The 25,762-nt window shown below is 55.6% G+C and carries 17 protein-coding genes and 1 pseudogene; 8 read left to right on the top strand and 10 right to left on the bottom strand.

The genetic code is table 11. The features are described 5' to 3' along the window. Position 1 precedes the first annotated feature (1 nt). Positions 2 to 925, bottom strand: coding sequence for a methionyl-tRNA formyltransferase (gene fmt, locus KI614_RS00090; RefSeq protein ID WP_226407029.1), 924 nt, complete (start codon positions 923 to 925; stop codon positions 2 to 4). Then, a complete protein-coding gene (def, locus tag KI614_RS00085) occupies positions 922 to 1,425 on the bottom strand; it encodes a peptide deformylase (protein WP_226407027.1) in 504 nt (167 codons plus the stop codon). Before def ends, fmt begins: the two co-directional genes overlap by 4 nt. 142 nt (positions 1,426 to 1,567) lie before the next feature. Between def and KI614_RS00080 the strand changes: the two genes are divergently transcribed. The 4 genes from KI614_RS00080 (at position 1,568) to KI614_RS00065 (ending at position 7,848) form a co-directional block, all read left to right on the top strand. Then, positions 1,568 to 2,590 (top strand): LysM peptidoglycan-binding domain-containing protein, encoded by a 1,023-nt coding sequence (locus tag KI614_RS00080; RefSeq protein ID WP_226407025.1) that lies wholly within the window; start codon positions 1,568 to 1,570, stop codon positions 2,588 to 2,590. Further along, on the top strand, positions 2,587 to 3,660 hold the full coding sequence (dprA, locus tag KI614_RS00075) for a DNA-processing protein DprA (protein WP_226407023.1): 1,074 nt from the start codon (positions 2,587 to 2,589) through the stop codon (positions 3,658 to 3,660). Before KI614_RS00080 ends, dprA begins: the two co-directional genes overlap by 4 nt. Positions 3,661 to 3,739: 79 nt before the next feature. Then, on the top strand, positions 3,740 to 6,271 hold the full coding sequence (locus KI614_RS00070; protein ID WP_226407021.1) for a DNA topoisomerase III: 2,532 nt from the start codon (positions 3,740 to 3,742) through the stop codon (positions 6,269 to 6,271). A 104-nt stretch (positions 6,272 to 6,375) separates the two neighbouring features. Beyond that, positions 6,376 to 7,848 carry an IS1182 family transposase gene (locus KI614_RS00065; protein ID WP_226406936.1) on the top strand — a complete coding sequence of 491 codons (1,473 nt, stop codon included), beginning with the start codon at positions 6,376 to 6,378 and terminating at the stop codon, positions 7,846 to 7,848. A 138-nt stretch (positions 7,849 to 7,986) separates the two neighbouring features. Here the strand turns inward: KI614_RS00065 and KI614_RS00060 are convergent, their stop codons facing one another. Next, complete coding sequence (locus KI614_RS00060; RefSeq protein WP_226407019.1) at positions 7,987 to 8,901, bottom strand: hydrogen peroxide-inducible genes activator; 915 nt, start codon at positions 8,899 to 8,901, stop codon at positions 7,987 to 7,989. Beyond that, entirely contained in the window at positions 8,898 to 9,605 is a 708-nt protein-coding gene (locus KI614_RS00055) for a pseudouridine synthase (RefSeq protein ID WP_226407018.1), read from the bottom strand. Before KI614_RS00055 ends, KI614_RS00060 begins: the two co-directional genes overlap by 4 nt. 23 nt (positions 9,606 to 9,628) lie before the next feature. Between KI614_RS00055 and KI614_RS00050 the strand changes: the two genes are divergently transcribed. Next, on the top strand, positions 9,629 to 10,099 hold the full coding sequence (locus KI614_RS00050) for an SRPBCC family protein (RefSeq protein WP_226407017.1): 471 nt from the start codon (positions 9,629 to 9,631) through the stop codon (positions 10,097 to 10,099). Positions 10,100 to 10,176: 77 nt separating this feature from the next. Here the strand turns inward: KI614_RS00050 and KI614_RS00045 are convergent, their stop codons facing one another. Beyond that, positions 10,177 to 11,799 (bottom strand): ABC-F family ATPase, encoded by a 1,623-nt coding sequence (locus KI614_RS00045; RefSeq protein ID WP_226409390.1) that lies wholly within the window; start codon positions 11,797 to 11,799, stop codon positions 10,177 to 10,179. A 161-nt stretch (positions 11,800 to 11,960) separates the two neighbouring features. Between KI614_RS00045 and gshA the strand changes: the two genes are divergently transcribed. From gshA to KI614_RS00030, 3 genes are read left to right on the top strand one after another with little or no spacing between them, the layout of a single operon-like run. After that, on the top strand, positions 11,961 to 13,253 hold the full coding sequence (gene gshA, locus KI614_RS00040) for a glutamate--cysteine ligase (RefSeq protein ID WP_226407016.1): 1,293 nt from the start codon (positions 11,961 to 11,963) through the stop codon (positions 13,251 to 13,253). Further along, entirely contained in the window at positions 13,253 to 14,272 is a 1,020-nt protein-coding gene (gshB, locus tag KI614_RS00035; protein ID WP_226407015.1) for a glutathione synthase, read from the top strand. The genes gshA and gshB overlap by 1 nt, the downstream gene beginning before the upstream one ends. Further along, complete coding sequence (locus KI614_RS00030) at positions 14,257 to 15,288, top strand: FAD:protein FMN transferase (protein ID WP_226407014.1); 1,032 nt, start codon at positions 14,257 to 14,259, stop codon at positions 15,286 to 15,288. Before gshB ends, KI614_RS00030 begins: the two co-directional genes overlap by 16 nt. 33 nt (positions 15,289 to 15,321) lie before the next feature. Here the strand turns inward: KI614_RS00030 and dtd are convergent, their stop codons facing one another. From dtd to dnaA, 5 genes and pseudogenes are all read right to left on the bottom strand, one after another. Then, a complete protein-coding gene (gene dtd / locus KI614_RS00025; protein ID WP_226407013.1) occupies positions 15,322 to 15,774 on the bottom strand; it encodes a D-aminoacyl-tRNA deacylase in 453 nt (150 codons plus the stop codon). Between the two features lie 68 nt (positions 15,775 to 15,842). Next, positions 15,843 to 20,096, bottom strand: a complete 4,254-nt coding sequence (locus KI614_RS00020; RefSeq protein WP_226407012.1) for a response regulator — start codon at positions 20,094 to 20,096, stop codon at positions 15,843 to 15,845. 139 nt (positions 20,097 to 20,235) lie between these two features. Continuing rightward, positions 20,236 to 22,713 carry a DNA topoisomerase (ATP-hydrolyzing) subunit B gene (gene gyrB, locus KI614_RS00015; protein ID WP_226407011.1) on the bottom strand — a complete coding sequence of 826 codons (2,478 nt, stop codon included), beginning with the start codon at positions 22,711 to 22,713 and terminating at the stop codon, positions 20,236 to 20,238. 40 nt (positions 22,714 to 22,753) lie between these two features. Further along, positions 22,754 to 23,860, bottom strand: coding sequence for a DNA polymerase III subunit beta (dnaN, locus tag KI614_RS00010; RefSeq protein WP_203468082.1), 1,107 nt, complete (start codon positions 23,858 to 23,860; stop codon positions 22,754 to 22,756). A 516-nt stretch (positions 23,861 to 24,376) separates the two neighbouring features. Further along, positions 24,377 to 25,718: pseudogene (gene dnaA, locus KI614_RS00005) on the bottom strand (chromosomal replication initiator protein DnaA); the annotation flags it as partial. Between the last annotated feature and the right edge of the window lie 44 nt (positions 25,719 to 25,762).

The following is a 25,762-nucleotide window of genomic DNA, read 5'->3' as shown; positions in this document are numbered from 1 at the left end:
ATCAGGCAGGCAGGTCGAAACGGTCGCCCGCCTTGAGTGGATGCCCGGCCAGGAATTGCTGGACGGGCAAGCGCTTGCCACCCGCTTTTTGCAATTCCGATACCGCCAAAGCCCCCTTGCCGCAGGCAACCACGATGGTGCTGCGGTCGACACTCAGGATTTGGCCAATTTCACCATGGCCGGCAACCGGTGCCGCCTGCCAGAGTTTGACCGTCTGTCCGCCGAAGACAGCTTGTGCGCCGGGAAATGGGTTGAAAGCACGAATGTGCCGGTCCAGCTCAACCGCTTCCCTCGACCAGTCAATCAGGGCTTCGGCCTTTTCAATCTTGTGGGCATAAGTCACCCCTTCGACAGGCTGCGGCTCGGCTGGCAAAGGCAAGCGGCCCAATGCCTCGACCGCCAGTTTTGCCCCGAGATCGGCCAGTCGGTCGTGCAATGAAACCGTGGTATCGGTCGGTTCGACCGCAAAAGCACCACGCAACAGCACTGGCCCGGTATCCAGTCCAGCCTCCATCTGCATGATGCAGACGCCGGTTTCGGCATCGCCGGCCAGCAATGCCCGCTGGATCGGTGCAGCTCCACGCCAGCGCGGCAGCAAGGAGGCATGGATGTTGATGCAGCCATGGCGCGGCAAATCGAGTACTGCCTGCGGCAGAATCAAGCCGTAGGCGGCAACAACCATGACCTCGGCATCAATGTCGGCAATTTTTTGCTGGGCAACCGGATCTTTCAGCGTGAGCGGCTGAAAAACCTCGATGCCATGTTCCACCGCCAATTTCTTGACCGGCGAAGGTTGCAGGTTCATTCCCCGGCCAGCCGGACGGTCCGGCTGGGTCAGGACGAGCGCCACCTCGTGTCCGGCAGCAATAATGGCCGCCAGAGCCTGCGCAGCAAATTCCGGTGTTCCGGCAAAAATCAGCTTCATGCCGTTACCCGCGCCTGTTTGGCCAGCTTGCCCTTGATGCGCGTCTGCTTGAGTTGCGAAAGGTGATCGACAAACACCTTGCCGTTAAGATGATCCAGTTCATGCTGGATGCAGACAGCCAGCAAGCCATCGGCCTTCAACGAACATTTCTTGCCATCGAGATCGAGATAATCGACGGTGACATGCTCGGCCCGTTCGACCTTTTCATAGATGCCGGGGACGGAAAGACAGCCCTCCTCACCCGTCTGGCCGCCATCGCTTGCAGCGATACGCGGATTGATCAGGACCAGCAGATCGTTTTTCTCTTCCGAAATATCGATCACAACCAATTGCTTGTGTACATCGACCTGGGTCGCGGCCAAGCCGATACCGGGCGCTTCGTACATGGTTTCAGCCATGTCGGCGGCCAGTTTTCGGATGCTGCCATCAATGGAGGCAATGGGAACCGCGACTTTTTTCAGACGGGCATCGGGGAAACGCAAAATGGGTAGAAGTGCCATGAGAGAACCGGAATAAAAGCTTGATCGCTTAGGATATTACATGCAGAATCTCAAGTAATTTTCGAGATATGGAAACGGATTCGACCGTCGCTGTTCAGACAGTTCCGACTACTCCGCGTTCCACCGGCACGTGAGGTACGACATGGTTCGCATTATATCCGCGCTCATTCTGGCTGTGACGGCCGTCTGCGCATCTGCTGCCGAACCACTCACCCTGGTCGACAACCCGCCCGACCGCCATATCGTTGTCCCCGGCGACACACTCTGGGGAATTTCCGGCAAGTTCCTCAAACAGCCTTGGCGCTGGCCCGATATCTGGCAAATGAACAAGGCCGAGGTCAAGAATCCGCACCGTATTTACCCTGGCGACATCATCATGCTCGACATGTCGAGCGGCAGCCCGCGGCTGAAAATCGGCAAACCAGTCAACCTCAAGGCTCAGCCCAAGGTTTATAGCGAAGCGGTTCAGCAGATCATCCCCAGCATTCCCTCGAATGTCATCGAGCCTTTCATTTCTCAACCGCTGATCATTGAGCCGGGAGAAACCGAAAGCCCGATTCGTATCGTCGCCACGCAGGAAGACCGAATGTTCCTGGGCAATGGCGATGTTGCATTCGTGACCGGCGTTCCGGACGCCAGCGTCGAGAAATGGAACATTTTCCGCACCGGCAAGCCCCTGAAGGACCCGGATACCGGGGAAGTCATCGCCCACGAAGCTTATTTCCTCGGCAATGCCCGCCTGGTTCAACCCGGAGAACCTGCGGTCATGCGCGTCACGCTGGCCAAACAGGAAATCGGCCGTGGCGACCGCCTGTTGCCGGCACCGCTCCCGGACATCATTGCCTACGTGCCGCATCGGCCGGAAAACGAGATCTCCGCCAAAATCATGTCGATTTACGGCGGCGTCAGCGAAGCGGGTGCCGGATCGGTCGTGACGCTCAATCGTGGCAAGAATGATTCGCTTGAAGTCGGGCATGTCCTCGCCCTATTCCGCAAGCGTGTATCTGTCGGCCTGGACGACAACGGCCGCCGTGTCCGCACGCCGATTCCCGAAGAACGTTATGCACTGGCCTTCATCTTCCGGGTATTCGACCGGGTCGCCTATGCGCTTGTTGTCGAATCGTCGAAGGCCGTGATGATCGGTGACGCTGCCAAAAATCCGTGAAAAACACTGAAGGCCTGGCCGCCTGGTTGCGGCTGACCTTGATCCCCGGCATTGGCGGCGAGACGCAACGAAAGCTTCTCGCCGCTTTCGGTTTACCCGATGCCATTTTTGCGGCCGGCCGACTGGCAACCCGCGCGGTCATCGGTCAGCGCGCAGAGCTGCTTTTCGATTTTGACCCTTCCGAGCAGGTCGACCGCAGCATTGCCTGGGCCAGCGAAGCGAACCAGCACATCCTGACATTGGCCGACCCAGCTTACCCGGCCACACTGCTTGAAATTGCCGATCCGCCCAATGTCCTCTACATCCGCGGCAATCCGGCACTACTCGCCGAACCGGGATTGGCCATGGTCGGCAGCCGCAATGCCACGCCACAAGGCATGCAGACAGCTGAAAGCTTTGCCCGCACACTGGCGGGCAAAGGCTTGACCATCATCAGCGGACTGGCACTTGGCATCGATGCGGCGGCACATCGCGGCGCCCTCGCCGCCGATGGAAAGACGGTCGCGGTCATCGGAACCGGTGCCGACCGGCTCTACCCGGCCCGCAACAAGGAACTGGCTCTCGCCATTGCCGACAAAGGCGCGATCATCTCCGAGTTCCCGCTGGGAACGCCCGCAATGGCCGCCAATTTCCCGCGCCGGAACCGGATTATCTCGGGCCTATCGCGAGGCGTGCTGGTTGTCGAGGCCGCACCGGAAAGTGGCTCCCTGATTACCGCCCGACTGGCCGGTGAGCAAGGACGTGAAGTATTCGCCATTCCTGGCTCGATCCACTCGCCCGTTGCGCGCGGTTGCCACAAGCTGATCAAGCAGGGGGCCAAGCTGGTTGAGACGGCGCAGGATGTCTTCGAGGAACTGGGCAATATGGCGCAGCCAGAGCCGCTGCCCGAGCCGACGGTCGATCAGGACTCACCGCTCCTTGCGGCTCTTGGACATGATCCATGCAGCCTCGACGAACTCGGTGCCCGGACCGGCCTCCCGACCGATCAATTGCTCACCGAGCTACTGACGCTGGAGCTGACGGGACAACTCGCCACCCTGCCCGGCAATCGCTACCAGCGCATGAACTAATTCGCTGCATATATATAGATGGCTTGCCAAGCCGCTCGCCGCGCACTTATCATGCCCCGGCACTCATCAGGCAGAACCCATGACCAAAAAGCTAATCATCGCCGAAAAACCTTCTGTAGCAGCCGACATCGCCAAGGCGCTGGGAGGGTTTACCAAGCACGACGACTATTTCGAAAGCGACACGCACGTGATCTCGTCGGCCGTCGGCCATCTGCTCGAGCTCTCTTGTCCTGAAGAATTCGAAGTCAAGCGCGGCAAATGGTCTTTTGCCCACTTGCCGGTCATTCCGCCGCACTTTGCGCTGAAGCCGATCGAAAAGACCGAGTCCCGCCTCAAGGTGCTCAACAAACTGATCAAGCGCAAGGATGTCGAAAGCCTGATCAATGCATGTGACGCGGGGCGCGAAGGCGAGTTGATCTTCAACTACATCGCGCAGCACAGCAAAACCACCAAGCCGATCCAGCGTCTCTGGCTGCAGTCGATGACCCAGGGCGCCATCCGCGACGGATTCACCCGCCTGCGCCACGGCAATGACATGCAGGGCTTGGGCGATGCCGCCGTTTGCCGCTCCGAATCCGACTGGCTGGTCGGGATCAACGGTACGCGGGCAATGACCGCCTTCAACTCGAAAACCGGCGGCTTTCACCTGACTACCGTCGGCCGCGTACAAACACCGACACTGGCCATCGTCGTCGAGCGCGAAAAGAAAATCCGCGAATTCAAGCCACGCGATTACTGGGAAGTCGAAGCTGAATTCGCCGCCAAGGCCGGCAACTACACCGGCAAGTGGTTCGACGAAGGCTTCAAGAAGGCGGATGACGAACACGCCCGCGCCGACCGCCTGTGGGAAGAAAAGCGGGCCGATGCGATCCGTGCCGCCACACTCGGCAAACCCGGCATCGTCAGTGAAGAAGCCAAGCCGGAAACCCGTCTTTCACCGCTGCTCTTCGATTTGACAAGCCTTCAGCGCGAAGCGAACGCTCGCTTCGGCTTCTCGGCCAAGACCACGCTGTCGATCGCCCAGGCACTCTACGAAAAGCACAAGGTCCTGACCTATCCGCGAACCGATTCGCGCTGCCTGCCGGAAGACTACCTGCCAACCGTGCGCGAGACGCTGACCATCCTGACCGGCGAAGGTGCCGGCAAGGGCCATGACGAAGTGCTGCTTGCCCGTTATTCGCCGTTTGCCCATCAGATCCTGGCGCGCAACTGGGTGCTGCCGAACAAGCGCATCTTCAACAACGCCAAGATCAGCGATCACTTCGCGATCATCCCGACGCCGCAGGCACCGAAGAATCTCAACGAAGTCGAACAGAAACTCTACGATTTCGTCGTGCGCCGCTTCCTCTCCGTCTTCTTCCCGGCCGCCGAATACCTGGTGACCACCCGCATCACCCGTGTTGAAGGCCATCCCTTCAAGACCGAGGGCAAGGTGCTGGTCAATCCGGGCTGGCTGGCCGTACATGGCAAGGAAGGCCAGGAAGGTAGCGAAGGCAACCTCGTCGCGGTCGACAAGGATGAAAAGGTCAAAACCGAGGAAGTCACGGTCAAGGCCAACGAAACCAAGCCGCCGCCGCGCTACTCCGAAGCTACCCTGCTCTCCGCCATGGAAGGCGCCGGCAAGATGGTCGACGACGAGGAACTCAAGGCGGCGATGGCCGGTCGTGGTCTCGGTACGCCGGCGACACGCGCCCAGATCATTGAAAACCTGATCGGCGAGCAGTACATGCTGCGCGAAGGCCGCGAACTGACACCGACGGCCAAGGCTTTCTCGCTGATGACGCTGTTGAACGGCCTCGGCATCAACGAACTGACCCAGCCGGAACTGACCGGCGACTGGGAATGGAAACTTGGCCGCATCGAAAAGGGCGAATTCACGCGCGACGAATTCATGCGTGAAATTGCCGAAATGACGCGCCACATGGTCGAGCGCGCCAAAACCTTCGATAGCGATACGATTCCTGGCGATTTTGGTGTGTTGACCGCGAAATGCCCGCGTTGCGGCGGTGAAATTCGTGAAACCTACAAGAAATTCCAGTGCGGCGGCTGCGACTACTCGCTGTGGAAAATCGTTGCTGGCCGTCAGTTCGAACCGGCCGAAATCGATACGCTGATCAACGAAGGCCAGATTGGTCCGCTGACTGGTTTCCGCAACAAGATGGGCCGAACTTTTGCCGCAGCCATCAAGCTGAATGACAACAAGGAACCGGAATTCGACTTCGGCCAGGACAAGGCCGACGAAGCCAACAGCGAACCTGTCGATTTTTCAGCCCAGACAGCACTGGGCAAATGCCCGAAATGTATCGGCCAGGTCTACGATCATGGCGCCTCGTACGTTTGTGAGAAATCAGTCGGTCCCGACAAGAGTTGCGACTTCCGCTCTGGTAAGGTGATTTTGCAGCAACCGATCGATGCCACGCAGATGTACAAGCTGCTCAACGAAGGCAAGACCGAGTTGCTCAAGGAGTTTGTCTCGAACCGGACGCGCCGCAAGTTCTCGGCCTATCTGGTCGCCAAGGATGGCAAGGTTGGCTTCGAGTTTGAGAAAAAGGTCGCCAAGCCGAAAGCCCCAGCCAAGAAAAAGGCCGCCGCGGCAGCAGACGAAGCCTGATCTGATTCGAACATCGGTTGAAAAAAAACCTCGGTGAATCACCGAGGTCAGACTGCTGACAAAGCCTCCAAGCGATTGGGGGCTTTATTTTTTATAATGCAGGCATGCTCAAGCCTGTCTACCCCGCCCAAACGGAACTGGAGATGGTGACGTTGGAGCAATTGGTCCCGAAAGACCACTTGCTCCGGCTGCTCGACCAGCACATCCGGTTTGATTTCATTCGTGAAGCGACCCAGCACCTGTATTGCGAGAACAATGGCCGACCAGCGATTGATCCGGTGGTGTTGTTCAAGATGTTGTTCATTGGCTACTTGTTCGGGATTCGCTCCGAGCGACGGCTGGTGAAGGAAATAGAGGTCAATGTGGCTTACCGCTGGTTTCTCGGCTTTCGACTGACGGACAAAGTGCCGGATGCCTCGACGCTGTCGCAGAATCGCCGTCGCCGCTTTGTCGGGACGGACATTGAGCAACGCATCTTTGACGGGATTGTCGAGCAAGCCATTGAGCACAAGCTGATTGGCGGGCGGGTGCTGTACACCGACAGTACCCACCTGAAGGCGAACGCGAACAAGCGGCACTTTGAAGTGCATCAGGTCGAGCAAACCCCTGCGGCCTACCTGGCCGAACTGGATGCAGCCATCGAAACGGACCGAGCCGCCGCGGGCAAGAAGTCGCTCAAGCGTGATGACGATGATTCGACACCGCCGATGAAGGAGGTCAAGGTCAGCACGGTCGATCCCGACGCAGGTTTCATGGCCCGCGACAACAAGCCGACCGGCTTCTTCTATCTGGATCACCGGACTGTCGATGGCGTGCATGCTTTGATCGTCGATACCCATGTCACGCCGGGCAATGTCCATGACAGCCAGCCCTACCTTGCCCGCCTGGATCGGGTCATGGAGCGCTTTGATCTGGCCGTGGGCGCCGTCGGGCTGGATGCCGGGTATTTCACCCCGCAAGTCTGCAAGGGCATTCTCGAGCGGGCACTGTTCGGGGTGATGGGCTACAAGCGACCCACACACCGCGATGGCTATTTCTACAAACGGGACTATCTCTACGATGCGGTCCAGGACTGCTACCGCTGCCCGGCCGGGGAGGTTCTACCGTACCGGACGACCAACCGGCTGGGTTATCGCGAATACGCCTCGAACCCGGCGCGGTGTGCCGATTGCGGCGTGCGCGGGCAATGCACGCAGAGCCGGAACCATCAGAAGCTCGTGACCCGGCATCTCTGGGAAGGTTTCAAGGAAGCGATCAACGCCAATCGCCTGAGCGACCTGGGCAAACGGCTGTACGCCCGGCGCAAGGAAACGGTGGAGCGCAGTTTTGCCGATGCCAAGGAGTTGCACGGCCACCGTTACGCCCGTTTCCGTGGCTTGGCCAAGGTGCAAGCGCAGTGCCTGCTCTCGGCGGCCTGTCAGAACATGAAGAAGATGGCCCTGTTGCTGGCCCGCAAGGCGGCAGCCTTATTGGCCAAAATCCTCGCACGAACCCGTTTTGCCGCCCCATTCGCCCGCCATCTTTGGCAGATCGGGGTTCCTAACCTGAATTTCAGAATCCGCCTCGCTTCGGCTTGAAGCCAGGAGTCTCCCTGATTTCCAACCAGAAAAACAAAACCCCCGAAAAATCGGGGGTTCGTCAGCAGTCTGAAACCTCGGTGAATCACCGAGGTTTTTTTATGCCGGACAATCCTGCCCGGGTTTCACGTGAAACGCTCAGCGAACGGCCGTTACACCGGGCAACTGACAAGACAGCACCGCAGCACGCACGGCATCGATGGCCTGCGGACGCGGAAAAGTAACGCGCCAGACCAGGCCGACAGTGCGTGAAGGCTGAGCCCCTTCAAACGGCAAAACGGCAACCATCGCTTCCTTTTCCTTCAGCGGGTCGGCCGCAGTACAAGGCATGACCGCCAGCCCGGCTCCGCTCGCCACCATGTAACGGATGGTTTCGAGGGAACTGCCTTCGATCGAATGTTCAAGCGCATCGGGCGCCGTCAGCCGGGGGCAGGATTCAAGCACCTGATCCCGGAAGCAATTACCCTGTCCGAGCAGCAACATGCTCTGGCCATCGAGTTCATCCGCCTTAACGGACTGACGCCCGGACCACGGGTGAGCCGAGGGCACAACGACGCGGAACGGTTCTTCATAAACCGGCTGGGCGACCAACCCGGTTTCGGCCAGCGGCAAGGCAATCACGATGACATCGAGCTCACCGGCCTTGAGGGCGGGAATCAGGTTTTCAGTGAAGTCTTCCTTGAGGAAGAGCGGCATGGCCGGCGCGTGCCGATGCAAGGCGGGAATCAGCTGAGGCAACAGATAAGGGGCGATGGTGTAAATCACGCCGACGCGCAGCGGGCCGCTCATCGGATCTCGACCGGAGCCGGCGATTTCCTCGAGCCGCACGGCTTCTTCAAGCACACGCCGGGCTTGTGCAACGATACGCTCACCCAGCGGCGTGATACGGACATCCGAGGCACCCCGTTCGAAAAGTGGCGCCCCCAGTTGCCCTTCGACCTTCTTCAAGGCAACCGATAGCGTCGGCTGGCTGACATGACAAGCGTCTGCCGCCTTGCCGAAATGGCGCTCACGGGCGAGCGCCACGATGTAGCGCATTTCGGTCAGGGTCACTGGGAATAGCCCAGTTTTTGCAGGTCGACCGCGGTCAACCAACGCCACTCACCGGGTTTCAGATCATCCGGCAAGGTCAGTTCGCCCAAGGATTCGCGATGCAGCGCCTCCACCCGGTTGCCGGCTGCAGCGACCATGCGCTTGACCTGATGGTACTTGCCGCTGGTCAACGTCAGGCGCAGCAGGTACTCGCCGGCAATTTCAGCGGCCGAGGCGGCAATCGGCTCGGGCTCATCATTCAACAGCACACCAGCCAGCAAGGCATCGATCAGCGCCTGATCGACAGGATGTTTGGTCGTCGCCAGGTAAACCTTGGGCACCTTGCGCTTGGCGGAGGACAGAACGTGGTTGAGCTGGCCATCATCGGTAATCAGCAGCAGACCGGTTGTATCTTCATCGAGCCGGCCAATCGGCTGGACATCGCGCTCACGCAATTGAACCGGAAGCAAAGTCAGCACACTGGGATGATGCAGCGGCTTGCGCGAACACTCGTAGCCAACCGGCTTGTTGAGAATCACGCTGGCAAATTCAGCATAAGGCCAATCCACGCCATCGACGGTAAAAACCAGTCCCTCGGTTTCAATCTCGGCGAAAGGATCGTCACAAATCTGACCGTTGACCGCGACACGTTCGTGGCGGATAAGCGCCCGGCAGCCCTTGCGGGTGCCGAAGCCATGTTTTTGGAGGAGTCGTTCTAGTTGCATGGCGGGAATGCTAACATCCAGCCATGAATTTCGAACATCTCATCCAGATCAACGACCCGGAAAACCCGCTGGTCGACACCTTGAGCCGCGACCAGCTCTGGCAGGGCCTGCTGCAACGCGTTGAAAACCCCATTCCCTTCCTGCCGGGACTTGAGTCTTCAACCATTCTCGAACGCCATGGCGACACCTTGCTGCGCGAACTCGATTTCGGGCCGGCGACAATCCAGGACCGCGTCACGATCACGCCGGGTACGGCCGTCCGCTTCGACATCCTGCCCTCCGAAACACATGCCGGCGGCAGCCTGACGATCACCATCGAAGAACCTGAGCCGGACTTTCTCTTCCTCCGCTTTGCCTACGAAACAACCCTCGCGATCGATCCCAACTCGGAAGATCGGGCCTATATCGACTACGTCAAATCGGCTTACCACCAGTCCGATGTCGATTGCGTACGACTGATCCGGATGTTTGCTGCCGGCGTAACACTCCAGTAAGTCGCAAACAAAAAGGCCGGTCGCATGCTGCGCCGGCCTTTCGCGGTCTACCCGCCGAAATCGGAGGAAACGATTGCTTAATTAACGCCCTGGCTGGCCAGGTAATCCTCGTAACCGCCGAGGTAATCGACAATCCGGCCATCATTCTTGACTTCCAGAACACGGGTCGACAGCGACGAAACGAATTCGCGGTCATGCGAAACGAAGATCATCGTACCGGGGAATTTTTCCAGCCCGGAGTTCAGTGCCTCGATCGATTCCATATCCAGGTGATTGGTCGGCTCGTCCATCACCAGCACGTTATGCTTGGACAGCATCAGCTTGCCAAACAGCATGCGGCCCTGTTCGCCCCCGGAAATCACACTCACCGGCTTCTTGACGTCATCGCCGGAGAATAAAAGACGACCGAGCGTACCGCGAATCAGGGTTTCCAGATCGCCGCCGTCTTCAATCGTGGCACGGGCGTAGCCAGCAATCCATTCAGTCAGGTTTTCTTCCGACTTGAAGGCTTCGCTGTGATCCTGCGCGTAATAGCCCGGATTGGCCTTTTCAGCCCATTTCAACGTGCCGAACTGCGGCTGCAGCTCGCCCATCAGCAACTTCAGGAAGGTCGTCTTGCCGACGCCGTTTTCACCGATCACGGCAATTTTTTCACCGGCGTTGATGGTCAGCGTCAGGTTGTTGAAAATCTTGCGATCACTTCCTGCGTAGGTGAAGGAGAGATTCTCGATCTCGACGGCCTGACGGTGCAGCTTGGCCTTCTCGTCGTAGTCGAAGCGGATCCACGGGTACTGGCGCGACGACGGCTTGACGTCTTCCGGCTTGAGCTTGTCGATCAGCTTCATCCGGCTGGTCGCCTGCTTGGCCTTGGACGCATTGGCCGAGAAGCGACGGACGAAGGTCTGAAGTTCAGCGATGCGTTCCTTGGCCTTGGCATTGGCGTTCTGCTGGCGCTCACGGGCTTGCTGGGCGGCTTCCATGAAGTCGTCGTAGTTGCCGGCGTAGGTGGTGATCTTGCCGTAGTCCAGGTCGGCCATGTGGGTACAGACCTGGTTCAGGAAGTGACGATCGTGCGAGATGATGATCATCGTCGACTCACGCGCGTTGAGGATGTCTTCCAGCCAGCGAATGGTATTGATGTCGAGGTTGTTGGTCGGTTCGTCGAGCAGCAGGATGTCCGGGTTGGCGAACAGCGCCTGGCAGAGCAGCACACGCAGCTTCCAGCCGGGTGCGACTTCGCTCATCGGACCATTGTGCTGGCTGGTCGGGATACCGACACCGAGCAGCAGCTCGCCGGCACGGGATTCTGCGGTGTAACCGTCGTATTCGCCAACCTTGCCTTCCAGTTCGGCGGCGCGCATGTAGTCGTCTTCGGTCGCTTCCGGGTTGGCGTAGATCGCATCGCGTTCCTGAATCGCTGTCCACAGTTCCTCGTGGCCGGCCATCACGACATCGAGAACACGCATGTCTTCGTAGGCAAACTGGTCCTGTTTCAGGTACGCCATGCGCTCGTGCTTCTCTTTCGAGACATTGCCGGCCGACGGCTCAAGGGCGCCGCACAGGATCTTCATGAAGGTCGATTTGCCGGCACCGTTGGCACCGATCAGGCCGTAGCGATAGCCTTCGCCAAATTTGACATTAACGTTTTCAAACAGGGGTTTGACCCCGAACTGCATGGTGATATTGGCGGCGACAAGCACGGCGATTCCGATCTGCGAATTGGCGTAAAACAAACGGTAAAACAAGGGGTCGAATTTTACCTGTTTTCAAGGAGTTGACCGCAGCAAAGGCGGATTTTTGCTGCACTGCGGTGTAAGATTTGCGGCCACAAGAAAAACCCTCGTGATTGAGAGACAGCACCATGGTTCCACACCTGACCACCGCCCTCACCGGCCCCCTGCTTGAACTCGAACGCAAGTTCCTCGAAAGCAGTCCCCAGATCGAACACTGGCTGCGTGGCCAATGGCAGGAATACACCCCGCCGTTCTACTCCTCGTGCGACTTGCGCAATTCGGGCTTCAAACTGGCGCCGGTCGATACCAATCTCTATCCCGGCGGCTTCAACAACCTGAATCCGGCGTTCCTGCCACTTTGCGTGCAGGCAGCGATGAGTGCCATCGAAAAATTCTGTCCAGAAGCGCGCAGCCTGCTGCTGATTCCGGAAAACCACACGCGCAACCAGTTCTACCTGCAGAACGTCGCGCAACTGGTCGATATCCTGCGCCAGACCGGCCTCAATATCCGCCTCGGCTCGATGCTGCCGGAAATCGACAAGCCGACGCCGATCGATCTGCCGAATGGCCGGCAATTGCTGCTTGAACCCCTGGTCCGCAAGGGCAACCGCCTGGGCGTCGATGGTTTCGAACCTTGTGCCGTATTGCTGAACAACGATCTTTCAGCCGGCATCCCCGATATTCTGAAAAACCTGCACGATCAGGTGGTGTTGCCGCCGCTGCACGCCGGTTGGGCAGTGCGCCGCAAATCCAACCACTTTGCCGCCTACGATCAGGTGGCCAACGACTTTGCCAAGGAAATCGGCATCGACCCGTGGCGCATCAACCCGGCCTTTTCGGTCTGCCGCAGCATCAATTTCCATGAGCGCCAGGGTGAGGAATGCCTGGCCGCCAACGTCGCCGCCGTGCTCGACATCGTCAAGGAAAAGTACAAGGAATACGGCATTGACGAAACGCCCTACGTGGTAGTCAAGGCCGACGCCGGGACCTACGGCATGGGCGTCATGACGGTGCGCGATGCGGATGAAGTCATTGCGCTCAACCGCAAGCAGCGCAACAAGATGAGCGTCATCAAGGAAGGCCTCGAAGTTTCCGAAGTGCTGATCCAGGAAGGCGTGCATTCCTTCGAGACGCTCAACGAAGCCGTTGCCGAACCGGTGATCTACATGATCGATCGCTACGTCGTCGGCGGTTTCTATCGCGTGCATACCGGGCGCGGCAAGGACGAGAACCTCAACGCGCCGGGCATGCATTTCGAGCCGCTCGCCTTCGAAACCGGCTGCAACCTGCCCGACTATCGCTGCGGCAATCCCGATTCGCCGCCCAACCGCTTCTACGCCTATGGCGTGGTCGGCCGACTGGCCTGCCTGGCTGCCGCAGTCGAGCTGGAACGCACCGCGCCAGAAGAAGCCGGCATCTAGTGGCCCAGCAGCTGCACTTCGAACAGCAAGCCTTCGGGGCGAGCAGCCGCTCGCTCAAGCTGGCTTTCGTTCTCGATCCGCTGGATTCACTCAAGGCCTGGAAAGACTCATCGATCGCCATGATGCGGGCGGCCGAAAAACACGGTCATGAAGTTTTTGCCATCGATGCTGCAACGCTGGGCTGGCGACGTCCGGAACCCGGCCACCCCGGCGGAGTTTTCGGTGAAGCGGTACATTTGCGCCTGCGTCCGGACGACCATGACTGGTACCGCGAAACCGGCCGCGAATACTGGCCGCTGAAAGCCTTCGATGCCGTCATCATGCGGCGCGACCCGCCTTTCGATTTTGAATATCTGACCGCAACCTGGTTGCTCGAACGGGCCGAGGCCAATGGCGTCAAGGTATTCAACCGACCACGTGCCCTGCGCGACCATTCGGAAAAAATCGCAATCACCGAATTCGACCAGTTCACCCCGCCAACGTTGGTGGCGCGCGATATCAACCAGTTGCAGCATTTCATCGAGGAATACCGCGACGTCATCCTCAAGCCGCTCGATGGCATGGGCGGCAGCCAGATTTTTCGCATTCACCGCAACGACCCGAACCGCAACGTCATCCTCGAAACACTGACTCACGAAGGCCGCCGCACGGTCATGGCACAGCGCTACCTGCCGGAGATCAGCCAAGGCGACAAGCGCATCCTGCTGATCGCCGGCAAGCCCGTTCCCTATTGCCTGGCACGCATTCCAAAAGCCGGCGAAACGCGTGGCAATCTGGCAGTTGGCGGAACCGGCGTGGCGCAGGATCTCTCGCCGCGCGATCGGGAAATTGCCGAAACACTCGGCCCGATTCTCCTAAAGCGCGGATTGATGCTGGTTGGCCTTGACGTCATCGGCACGCATCTGACTGAAATCAACGTCACCAGCCCGACCTGCATGGTCGAAATTCGCCAGCAAACCGGTTTCGATGCCGCCGGTGCCTTCATCACCGCCATTGAACACGCATGCGGCGTTTCCTGAGCGCTCTCGGGCTGGTGTTGCTGCTTGGGGCATGCCACCGACCGGCGGTGCAGGAACAACAAGCCTACGTCTTCGGCACTCGGGTTGAAGTACTGGTCGCCAGCGCTGACCCGGCACAAGGCCGCCAGGCCATCGCCGCCCTGTTGCAGGAATTCGATCGCTTGCACCAGCATTATCATGCCTGGCAGGACTCCGAGCTGACCGCAGTGAATCGCGCCATCGCTCGGGGAGCCCCGACTGAAGTCACTCCTGAACTCGCCGCTTTCGTCCGCGAAGCGGCCTCCCTGAGCCAGCAGGGCGATTACCTTTTTGATCCAGGCATCGGGCAATTGATCGGACTTTGGGGATTTCAGTCCGACGAATTCAAGGCAGAACTGCCGTCGACCGCAGCACTCGATGCCTGGCGCGCCGCACGACCTTCGATTGCCGACCTGACGGTGAGCGGCAACACGATACGCAGTCGCAAAAAACAGGTCGCCCTCGATTTTGGCGGCTATCTCAAAGGCGTTGCCCTCGATCGAGCTGCCGCCATCCTGCGCGCTCAAGGCATGGCCAATGCCCTGATCAACATCGGTGGCAATGTCATGGCGCTGGGTTCGAAAAATGGCCAAAAATGGCGTGTCGGCATCCAGCACCCACGCCAGCCCGGCCCGATGGCGACGGTTAGCCTTGAAGATGGCGAAGCGATTGGAACATCCGGTGATTACCAGCGATTTTTCGAACACGATGGGCAACGTTACCCCCATCTGCTCGACCCACGCAGCGCCTATCCGGCAGCGCATACGCAAGCAGTCACCGTCCTGATTCCACCCGGTCCGAAGGCTGGCACCTTATCCGATGCCAGTTCCAAGCCGATTTTTATCGCCGGTCCTGCGGACTGGCAGAAAATGGCCAGGAAAACTCAAATTGGCCTTGTTTTGCGCGTTGACCGTGACGGCCATGTTTTTGTGACCGAGGCCCTGAACAAGCGCATCGAATTTGTCGGCAAGCCAGCCGAGCTGACTGTCGTCCCTTAATTCACCGCAGAAATCGGGATAGTCGGGCGGCGCTTATTCCGGCGACCGGGAATCGATCGTCAAGGTAACCGGCCCGTCATTGATCAGGGAAACCTGCATATTGGCACCAAAAATACCGGTTTCTACCGATTTTCCCAGTCCAGCCGAAAGTTTTCCGACAAATTTTTCGAATAATGGCCCGGAAACATCCCCCCGAGCCGCTTTATTCCAGGATGGACGATTGCCCTTTTTAACCGAGGCGTAAAGCGTGAACTGCGAAACTGCCAAAATATCGCCCGCAACCTCCTGGACAGAGCAATTCATCACCCCTTGCTCATCGGAGAAGATACGCATGCGCAGTATCTTGCCGACCATCCAGTCCAGATCGGCTTCCTCGTCCCCTGCCTCAAAGCCGGCCAGAACAAGCAAACCAGCACCGATTTTGCCGACAATGTCGCGGTCGACCGCGACAGAAGCTTCAATAACACGCTGAACAACTACCCGCATTCAAAATTATCCTGTTGATCGTAAAAGCTGACTGACAGCCTTGTCATCAGCCATTCTATGCAGCTTGTTCAGACCCTGTCCAAACCATCCATCACAATCTGCAACTGATCGAGCGTCTCGGAAAGGCATGCAGCGCATGCGTTCGTATCTCTCTCTGTCGCAGCCGACTCCAGTTTTTCTGCCGCTTCACCCAAATCGAATGCCCCCAGGGTATAGGCCGTTCCCTTCAGGGTGTGTGCAATCCGGACCTGGGCACCCCAATCATTGCGACTTTGCGCCTGGGCATAATCATTGTCGAACGTTGCACCATGAGTGTCTCGGAATTTTGCCAATAAACGCAGATAAAGCGGCACCTTGCCAACATGGTTCAACCCCACAGCCAGATCAATACCGGGAAACGCCAGGCCGGCCAAGGTGTCGATAGACGGGTCGTTACTCAATTTCAATTCGCTATCCAAGGCAGGCTCTCTCGGTTGCCAGGTTGGCATGCAGTCAAGCATTTGCTCATACAGCTGGGCCATGCGCACCGGTTTGGAGACATGACCATTCATGCCAGCCTGTAAACAGCGCTCTTTTTCCTCGTGCAAGGCATTGGCGGTCAAGGCAATAATCGGCAAGGTCAGATAGTCGGGATTTTCCCGCAAGTTTCGGGTGGTCATGTACCCATCCATCACCGGCATCTGAAGATCCATCAGGACAAGATCCGGACGTTTTACCGATACGCTTTGCAGGCATTCCTGCCCATTCGTGGCAAAGCGGACTTTCAATCCGACATTGCCGAGAAGTTCGCCGATCACCTCACGGTTAATCTCGATATCTTCAACCACAAGGATGTCGATGCCACTGAAACGCGACCATTGCTGAACTGCAATCTTGCGCCGTTCAACAGGTACGCTATCGGCACTGACCATGCCGAGACAGTTGGCAAGTTCGACGTAAAGGTAACGGGCACAGATTGGCTTGGCGAGGACACCGTCTATTTCGCCGGCAATCTCGTTCAATTCGCTATGGTGGCTGAATGCACTCACCAAAATCATCTTTGGCGCAGTGGTTTGGCGCTGGGTGTGAATTGATCGCATCTGCCGGATAGTATCGATCCCGTCCATACCTGACATGCGCCAATCCACCAGACACGCCAGATAGTCCGTCACAGGCTCGATCTGGATTTTACGGATAGCCTCGAACCCGCTCGCAGCAACTTCTGCCTTCAGCCCCAATTGATTTATCAAGCGGCAAAGAATATTGAGCGATACCGGGTTGTCATCCACGATCAAGACGGGCGAATCGGCCCGTTCGGCCAGTCGGGCACCGAATTCATGCAAACTCAGACGCCGGTCAGCCCCGATCAGTTTCAGCCGTACAGTGAAATGGAAGGTGCTGCCACAACCCAACAGACTCTCCACCCAGATCTGCCCCCCCATCAGCTCGATCAACTGCCGGCTGATCGACAACCCCAGGCCGGTACCGCCAAAACGGCGTGTCGTCGAAGAATCAGCTTGCGTAAATGGATTAAAGAGCTTGCCGATCTGTTCCTCGCTCATACCGATACCTTGGTCACTGACGGAACAGTGGAGTTCGGCATCCTGTTTGCCCTGTAGCGAGGTTCTGACCTTGACGATCACATGACCGCCGGTCGAGAACTTCAGCGCATTACTGACCAGGTTGGTCAGAATCTGCCCCAGCCGCAACGGATCACCTTCAAACAGACATGAGTCTTCGTCAATATCGTAGTAGAGCTCGATTCCCTGACTTTCTGCGCGCAAGGCAACGACACTCGAAAGACGCTGGAATACCGTTTCAAGAATGAACGGCGTGCGCTCTATTTCGAGCTTTCCGGCTTCAATTTTTGAAAAATCGAGAATGTCGTTAATCAGCGTCAGCAGGCTTTCGGAAGCTGACTTGATTTTGGAAATATAGTTGAATTGCCGCGTATTCAACTGCGTCGAAAGCGCCAAATCTGCCATACCGATGATGGCATTCATTGGTGTTCTGATTTCGTGGCTCATATTGGCCAGGAATACGCTTTTGGCCTTGGTCGCAGCTTCAGCTTCGGACTTGGCTTCCTGCAGACGGGTGATATCAAAAAACCAGGCGAGAACCGCAGGGCGTCCGTCGTAATCGATATTCATGTAGGAACCCATCGCCCAGACATGGGGCTCCTCCGGATCGTCCGGAAAATAGATTTCAACCAGTCTGTTGAATACAGACTCTCCGCGCGCCAGCGAGCTGCGAATTTCTTCAAAAACTACAGAATCTGCATAGTAATGGCTTACATCTTCGTGATTTGTTGCTTCTTTTTCCCTATGGACCAGATCGCAAAAAGCCTGGTTAACAAAAATAATTTGATGGTCTTCAACACGTGCGATACGCACAGCCATGGGTGAAGCAGACAACACGCGCTCAAGCGTTTCCTTTTGGCTGCGAAGCTGCGAATAGTCGATCAACACGGAACGGGTGCAAACGAAATGGCCCGATTCATTCAATACAGCGGTTGCAGAGAGCAAAACCGGCAAAGTGCTGCCATTTTTATGGATCAATTCCAGCGCCAATTCAGAGCGCGCTTGCCCGGCCAGAATTTTTGGAAAATTTTGCTCGAATACCGCGATTGATGAAGGTGTCAGGAATTTTGTGATTTTCTGCTTGCCAACAAGCTCATCCCGCTCATAACCAAGCCAAGTCAGCTCTGTATCGTTGATCTTTTGGATCACTCCGTGTTCATCAAGGGAGTGATAGCCGCATGGCGCATGGTTATAGAGATCGTCCAGCTCGTCGGCTTGTTGCTGAATCTGAATTTCGGCCAGCTTGAGTTGAGTAATGTCATAGAGAAGGACAAAAAATCCTTTGACCGATCCGGACTCTCCATCAGGGATGTAATGTGCCAATACATAGCGTTCAGATTGCCCCTGTTTTGCCAAAATACGCTCAAAGCATTGTTGCTTGCCAAGTAACACCGCGCGTATGTGTGGCTCGACAAACCTGAAATTATCTTCCCCAATCAGCTCTTTCATCTGAATTCCGCCTATTTCGGCAGAATTTTTCCCGAACCAATCCATGTAGGCACGATTGGCAAAGCGATTACACAAATCTGTATCCCAATAGGCAATCATGCTGGGTAGTGCGTCTGTGATCGCACGAGTAAATTGCTCGCTAAGCGCCAAGGCTTCTGTCCGCTGATTAACGGCTAATTCAAGGTGATCACGCTCTTCTTGAAGCGCAATAAACTGTTCATGAATGACGCGATGCAGGCGGTTGAAATGTTCAATGAACGTTCGAATTTCTCGGCGTCCCATTTCAGGTAGCCGTATTGGCGTTTGGCTGGGCAAAATCTCGACAATTTTCCCGGCTGTGTTTTCCAGGGGACGAAGCTGGTATCCCATGAAACGCCAGACCACAAAACCTGTAACGAGTAACGCAAGAATGGCCCCGATCCAGATCGTCAGAGTCAGCCCTTCAAGTGCGGCAAGTGCCTGCCTGGCCGGAACATAAGCGATGACAAGCCAGTCAATCCCTTTCAGCTTGCTTGCATAAGAAACTATTTCCTGACCTGCCGAGTTTCTGGTCCAGCCAGGACCGGTAAACCCCTCTGTAATTCTTCGCTCAAGGAGTGGTGCGACGGGCGGCTCCAACACTTTGCTCATCACCATCGACGCATCGGTGCTTGCCACATAAGTACCTTCATTCAGGGAAATAACCTGGTATCCCCCTTCCTGACCATTGTTGGCAAAATCTGAAATATAAAAATTACTGCCTGGCCCCAGTTCATCCGAACCACAGATAACCGCGATTACAGCGCCCTTTTTATCAAGAACGGGAACCGCAAAAACAAGATTCGGGCGCCCTGAAAATCGTCCTATCAGTGGCATGATCACTGGATGGCGAGATTCAATCGCCTTCTTGAAATAAGGAGCATCCCGGTAATCTGAGCCAATATTCTGGCGCACTGGAGCTTCAGCAATACGTATTCCGGCTGTCGACAGAACATAAACATCACGTCCAAAAAGCCGATTGATACTGCTTTGATTGCTCAAGTGGCGCTGAACAAGATCACCATTTGCCCAATCTTTGACCGGTAATTGCTCTGCAATCGCTTGCAACGATCCAAAACGCTCACCAATTTCGTTTTCAAGCCATTTCGAAACGAAACGAAGATTGCTTTCCTGCTGGAACTGCAATTGATCAAGAAAACTGCTCTTGAGGCGTTCCTGAGCAATGATTGCAAGTGATGCAAGGCAAATAGCTTGCATGAGCAGGACACCCAGCGTCAGTTGAAAGCGCAGAGAATCCCAGTAGTCGGATCGTATTTTCCAGTACTTTGATCCCATTCCTTGTCTCCTTGATTTTTACATCATTCATACAAGAACAAGGATGAGCGTAGCATCAATATTGCCAAATAACGAAACACTGTAAAAAGCAAAAAGGCCCTAAAAAGAGCCTTTTTGCTTTGTTTTGAATACAAAAATCTTAAATATCGATCCGGGCATTCAAGGCATTGGTTTCAATGAAAGCACGACGCGGTTCGACCAGTTCACCCATCAGGGTTGTAAAGATTTCGTCGGCGGCGATAGCATCATCGATCTGAACACGTAACAGTCTGCGAACTTTCGGATCCATCGTGGTTTCCCAAAGTTGCCCTGGATTCATCTCACCCAAGCCTTTGTAACGCTGCTTGCTGATACCACGCTCGACATCGTTAAGCAGCCATTGCATTGCGGTACCGAAATTGGTCACTGCCTGCTTCTTTTCACCCCGCGCCATGAAGGCGCCCGGTCCAAACAGATCGGCCAATGTTTCGGCAGTACGACGTAACTGCTGATAGTCGCCCGAAAGAAGAAGATCATCATCGATGATGCCGACCTTCAGGTTTCCGTGATGCATTTTTTCAACGCGCAAGGTCCAGCGTTCTTGGATATCGTCAAATTTTGGCACAACACGGATACCACTGACCAGATGCTTGGCAACCAGTTCGGCGCTCTCCCGAGCCAGATTTTCGCTGGAAAGATCAATTTTCAGATTGTGCTGAACCAATGTCTTGAGCACTTCCGGATTAACCAAGTGGGAAATGCGTTCGATCACCGATTCGGTCAACAACCAGGAACGGGCTAGTTCCTCAAGTGCAGGGCCAGTCACAGGCTCAGCACCGGCACGTGGCGTCAGGCTGGCTTCGTCCATCGCCATGCGCAGCAGGAACTGGTGGTATTCCTGATCGTCCTTCAGGTAGCGCTCGGTCTTGCCATGCTTGACCTTGTAGAGCGGCGGCTGGGCGATATACACGTAACCGCGTTCGATCAGTTCCGGCATCTGGCGATAGAGCAGCGTCAGCAGCAAGGTGCGGATGTGCGCACCGTCAACGTCCGCGTCGGTCATGATGATGATGCGGTGGTAACGCAGCTTCTCGATCTTGAACTCGTCCTTGCCGATACCCGTCCCAAGCGCGGTAATCAGCGTGACGATTTGCTCGCTGGAAATGAGCTTGTCGAAACGGGCCTTTTCCACATTCAGTACCTTGCCGCGCAGCGGCAGGATGGCCTGGAACTTGCGGTCACGACCCTGCTTGGCAGAGCCGCCTGCGGAGTCACCCTCGACGATGTACATTTCGCACAGTGCCGGGTCTTTTTCCTGACAATCAGCCAGTTTTCCGGGCAAACCGATGCCATCGAGCACACCTTTGCGACGCGTCAATTCACGAGCGCGGCGAGCAGCTTCACGGGCGCGCGAAGCTTCGACGATCTTGCCAGTAATGATTTTGGCGTCAGCCGGACGTTCGAGCAGGAAGTCAGCCAGTTTCTGGGCAACAACTTCTTCAACCGCCGGACGGGCTTCCGAAGAAACCAGTTTCATCTTGGTCTGCGAGGCAAACTTGGGATCTGGCATCTTGACCGACAACACGCAGGCCAGGCCTTCGCGCATGTCATCGCCGGCGATTTCAACCTTGGCCTTCTTGGCGATTTCGTGTTCGTCGATGTACTTGTTGATCACCCGCGTCATCGCGGCACGCAGGCCAGTCAGGTGGGTGCCGCCATCGGATTGCGGAATGTTGTTGGTAAAGCAGAGCACCTGTTCCTGGTAGGAATCGTTCCACTGCATCGCCACTTCGACGCCGATGGTGACACCGGTGTCGCCAACCTTGGCTTCGCCGGCCGAGTAGAAAATACTGGGGTGCAATACCGATTTGCTGCGGTTGATGTACTCAACAAAGCTCTGTACACCACCAGCAAAGGCAAACAATTCATCCTTGCCATGGCGTTGATCAACCAGGCGAATGCTCACGCCGTTGTTCAGGAAAGACAGTTCGCGCAGGCGCTTGGCAAGAATTTCGTAATGAAATTCAACGTGACCAAAAATTTCTTCGTCGGCCGAAAAATGCACCTCGGTGCCGCGTTTTTCGGTATCGCCCTGAATTTTCAGTGGCGAAACTTCAAATCCGTCACGAACTTCAATGTTGCGGTCGACGGGCACACCACGGTGAAATTCCATGAAGTGCTTCTTGCCATCGCGACGAATGGTCAGGCGCAGCCACTTGGACAGCGCATTGACGCAGGAAACACCGACGCCGTGCAGACCACCGGAAACCTTGTAGGAATTCTGGTTGAATTTGCCGCCGGCGTGCAGTTCAGTCAGCGCAATTTCAGCCGCTGAGCGCTTGGGTTCGTGCTTGTCGTCCATTTTGACCCCGGTCGGGATACCCCGACCGTTGTCGATGACGCTGATTGAGTTATCAACGTGGATCGTGACGGTAATATCGTCGCAATGACCCGCCAGCGCTTCGTCAATCGAATTGTCGACGACCTCGAAAACAAGGTGGTGCAGGCCGGTACCATCGGAGGTATCACCGATATACATCCCCGGACGTTTGCGGACAGCCTCCAGACCTTCAAGAATCTGGATGCTTGCTTCACCGTAGGCCGGAGAACCGTCCTTCGGGCTGTTTTCTTCGCTCATTGCTTGGGTTCCACGTGAAACTTGGATTTTCTTTCAGGGTTCAGATACGCATCGGCATGACAACGTATTTGAAGCGCTCATTACCGGGGACAGTAATCAGCGCGCTGGAATTCGCATCGTTGAAGCTCCACTGGATTTCCTCAGTGTGAACATTGTTCAACACATCCAGCAAATAGCCGACGTTGAAGCCAACATCGATGACGTCACCCTGATAGTTTACTTCAATTTCGTCCTGAGCTTCTTCCTGTTCCGCATTTGCAGCAATAAGCTTCAGGCTGTTTTCGCCCAAAACAACGCGTACACCGCGGAATTTTTCATTGGTCAGGATCGCTGCGCGGCTCATTGCCTGCATCAGCGACTGGCGGCCAACGGTCAGGTGATTTTTCAACGTTGCCGGAACAACCCGTTCGTAATCCGGGAATTTGCCATCAATCAGCTTTGAGACCAGGACGACAGAACCAAAATTGAAGCGAACCTGATTGGCCGTAAGCGTGATATTCAGCGGCTCATCGTTATCAACCAGCAAGCGATTCAGTTCAAGCACGGTTTTGCGCGGCAGAATCATTTCCTGGCGCGGCAAGTCGGCATCGATTTCAACGCTGGCAAAAGCCAGACGATGACCATCCGTCGCCACCGCACGCAATTCCTTACCCTCAACCAACAGCAGAAGACCGTTCAGGTAGTAGCGCACGTCCTGTGCCGCCATGCTGTATTGCGTCTTGCCAAGCAGCTGACGGAATGCTTTCTGGGAAATCGCAAATTGACGCGTTTCACCCTCAGCCATCGTCATTCGCGGGAAATCATCGGCCGGCAGCGTCTGCAGGCTGAAACGGCTCTTGCCGGCGCGAACCTGAAGGCGCTTGTCTTCGAGAACCAGGCTGACTTCGGTTGTATCAGGCAGCGAACGCAAGATTTCCTGCAGTTTGCGTGCACCGACAGTCACTGCACCGTCCCCCTCGCCGGCTCCTACTTCTGTCGAAGTCGTGATTTGAATCTCGATATCGGTTGCGAGCAGGGTGAGTTTTTCACCTTTCTTCTCAAGCAGGACATTGGAAAGAATAGGCAGGGTGTGACGTCGTTCAACAATCCCCGATACCGACTGCAAAGGGGCAAGAAGCGTGTCTCTATGGGTTTTAATAAGAACCATAAATTAAATTCCTAAGTAGACTATATCGGGAATGACTCTGTGGATAACTGAAATTTATTGTTTAATTTCAAATGTTTGAATACGTTTTTTTGTTCTTGGTAAAGCTCTGGATTGCTTGAGGATGAAATCGGGACAATTTTCTCACAAAGCTGAAAGACACAGACAACTCACATTTTAGAGACAAGTTTTCCACAAGTTTATACACAGAAAATTTGTCTCAGATTGTTCCCAGTGTTTTCGAAGAATGCTCTGCAAAGTAAAAAGGTTGGCCGGAAATTGGTTTGTAGAAGCTTTTATATAAGAACTATAAATAAATCTACTACTGATACTACCTCAGGAATGAGTCTGTTGATAACTGTAAATTTTATATAAAAATCATCTACTTAAATCTATTTTTTGCCTCTTGAAAACTACCCTTGAAAGCTGTGGATCAATGTCGAACAATTTTTTCGTTCAATTGAAAATTCAAGTTTGCTCACAATTGCCTGACAGCTTTCCCTCAGACTTATCAACAGATCAGCCTTTAAGTACCTGCAAAAGAACATGCAGGTCATGGTTGAGTTCGTTTTCCTTGGTTCGCAAGCTGTCGATTGTCTTGACGGCATGAATGACTGTTGTGTGATCACGGCCCCCGAATGCATCACCAATTTCAGGATAGCTGTGTGAGGTCACTTCACGGCACAACCACATTGCAACTTGCCGGGGACGTGCGATGGCCCGTGTCCGTTTTTTTGAAAACAGGTCTGCAACCTTGATCTTGTAGTAGTCGGAGACTGTCTTCTGGATGTTATCCATGCCGACATTGCGGACAGAGCCGATCAAATCCTTGAGCGCTTCCTTGGCAAGGTCGAGTGCAATCAAGCGGCCATGGAAAGACGAATAAGCCAGGACCTTCTTGAGCGCCCCTTCCAGTTCCCGGACGTTCGAACGCAGATGTTTGGCAATGAAAAATGCAACTTCGTCATCAAGCTGCAGCCCTTCAGCTTCGGCCTTTTTCTTGAGAATGGCGACGCGCATTTCCAGTTCGGGCGGCTCGATCTGGACCGTAAGACCCCAGTCAAAGCGCGTCACCAGACGATCATCAAGTCCGTTGATATCTTTCGGATATGTGTCGCAGGTGATGATGATCTGTTTGCGGGCTTCGATTAACGCATTGAATAGGAAGAAAAATTCTTCTTGGGAACGGTTTTTCCCGTTGAAAAATTGAACGTCATCAAGCAAAAGAACATCGAGCGTCCTGTAGCTGCGCTTGAACGAATCGAAGGATTTTTGCTGATAAGCCCGGACTACGTCGGAGTAATAGTCTTCAGCATGTACGTAGCGAACGATTTTTTCCGGATTTTCAGCAAGGATGGTATTGCCGATGGCATGAATCAAATGAGTTTTACCCAGCCCAGCCCCACCGTAGATGAAAAGTGGGTTGTAGGCACCGCCCGGATTGTTTGCAACTTGAACAGATGCTGCCCGGGCCAGATCGTTTGCCTTGCCGACAACCAGGTTGTCGAAAGTGAAAGAAGAAAAAAGCCGTGATTTTTCGTAATTACTGGTTCGAGCGCGGGGCTTCTCAGAAGGAACAGGGCTGTTGCCGGAAGTATTGGTGCCGGCAGTTGGTGTCTGAGCGGTACTTGTCGTGTTTGAAGCTGGCGCTGATGAGCGGCCACTGCCAATGGTCAGAGAAATAGTGACCGGAGCAGAAAAGAAAGCATGTGCATATTCTTCAATGCGGCCGAGATAGCGATCGCGTACCCATTTTTGAATAAAGCTGTTTGGTGCGATCAAGCGCAAGCCATCAAGCGGCGTGCTTTCGCCTTCGAGCCTGAGTGGTTTGATCCAGGTATTAAATTGCTGTGCGGGCAATTCCTGCTCAAAACGGAGCAAACATGATTCCCAGAAACCGGCCAT

The sequence above is a fragment of the Dechloromonas denitrificans genome (assembly GCF_020510665.1).
GTDB classification, from domain to species: domain Bacteria; phylum Pseudomonadota; class Gammaproteobacteria; order Burkholderiales; family Rhodocyclaceae; genus Azonexus; species Azonexus denitrificans_B.
The sequence above is the reverse complement of the archived record's forward strand: the minus strand, read 5'-3'. Positions and strand labels throughout refer to the sequence as shown.

Coding starts and splice junctions, on each gene's coding strand:
- fmt (WP_226407029.1), bottom strand. CDS start 925: ATGAAGCTGATTTTTGCCGGAACACCGGAATTTGCTGCGCAGGCTCTG.
- def (WP_226407027.1), bottom strand. CDS start 1,425: ATGGCACTTCTACCCATTTTGCGTTTCCCCGATGCCCGTCTGAAAAAA.
- KI614_RS00080 (WP_226407025.1), top strand. CDS start 1,568: ATGGTTCGCATTATATCCGCGCTCATTCTGGCTGTGACGGCCGTCTGC.
- KI614_RS00070 (WP_226407021.1), top strand. CDS start 3,740: ATGACCAAAAAGCTAATCATCGCCGAAAAACCTTCTGTAGCAGCCGAC.
- KI614_RS00065 (WP_226406936.1), top strand. CDS start 6,376: ATGCTCAAGCCTGTCTACCCCGCCCAAACGGAACTGGAGATGGTGACG.
- KI614_RS00055 (WP_226407018.1), bottom strand. CDS start 9,605: ATGCAACTAGAACGACTCCTCCAAAAACATGGCTTCGGCACCCGCAAG.
- KI614_RS00050 (WP_226407017.1), top strand. CDS start 9,629: ATGAATTTCGAACATCTCATCCAGATCAACGACCCGGAAAACCCGCTG.
- gshA (WP_226407016.1), top strand. CDS start 11,961: ATGGTTCCACACCTGACCACCGCCCTCACCGGCCCCCTGCTTGAACTC.
- KI614_RS00030 (WP_226407014.1), top strand. CDS start 14,257: ATGCGGCGTTTCCTGAGCGCTCTCGGGCTGGTGTTGCTGCTTGGGGCA.
- dtd (WP_226407013.1), bottom strand. CDS start 15,774: ATGCGGGTAGTTGTTCAGCGTGTTATTGAAGCTTCTGTCGCGGTCGAC.
- KI614_RS00020 (WP_226407012.1), bottom strand. CDS start 20,096: ATGGGATCAAAGTACTGGAAAATACGATCCGACTACTGGGATTCTCTG.
- gyrB (WP_226407011.1), bottom strand. CDS start 22,713: ATGAGCGAAGAAAACAGCCCGAAGGACGGTTCTCCGGCCTACGGTGAA.
- dnaN (WP_203468082.1), bottom strand. CDS start 23,860: ATGGTTCTTATTAAAACCCATAGAGACACGCTTCTTGCCCCTTTGCAG.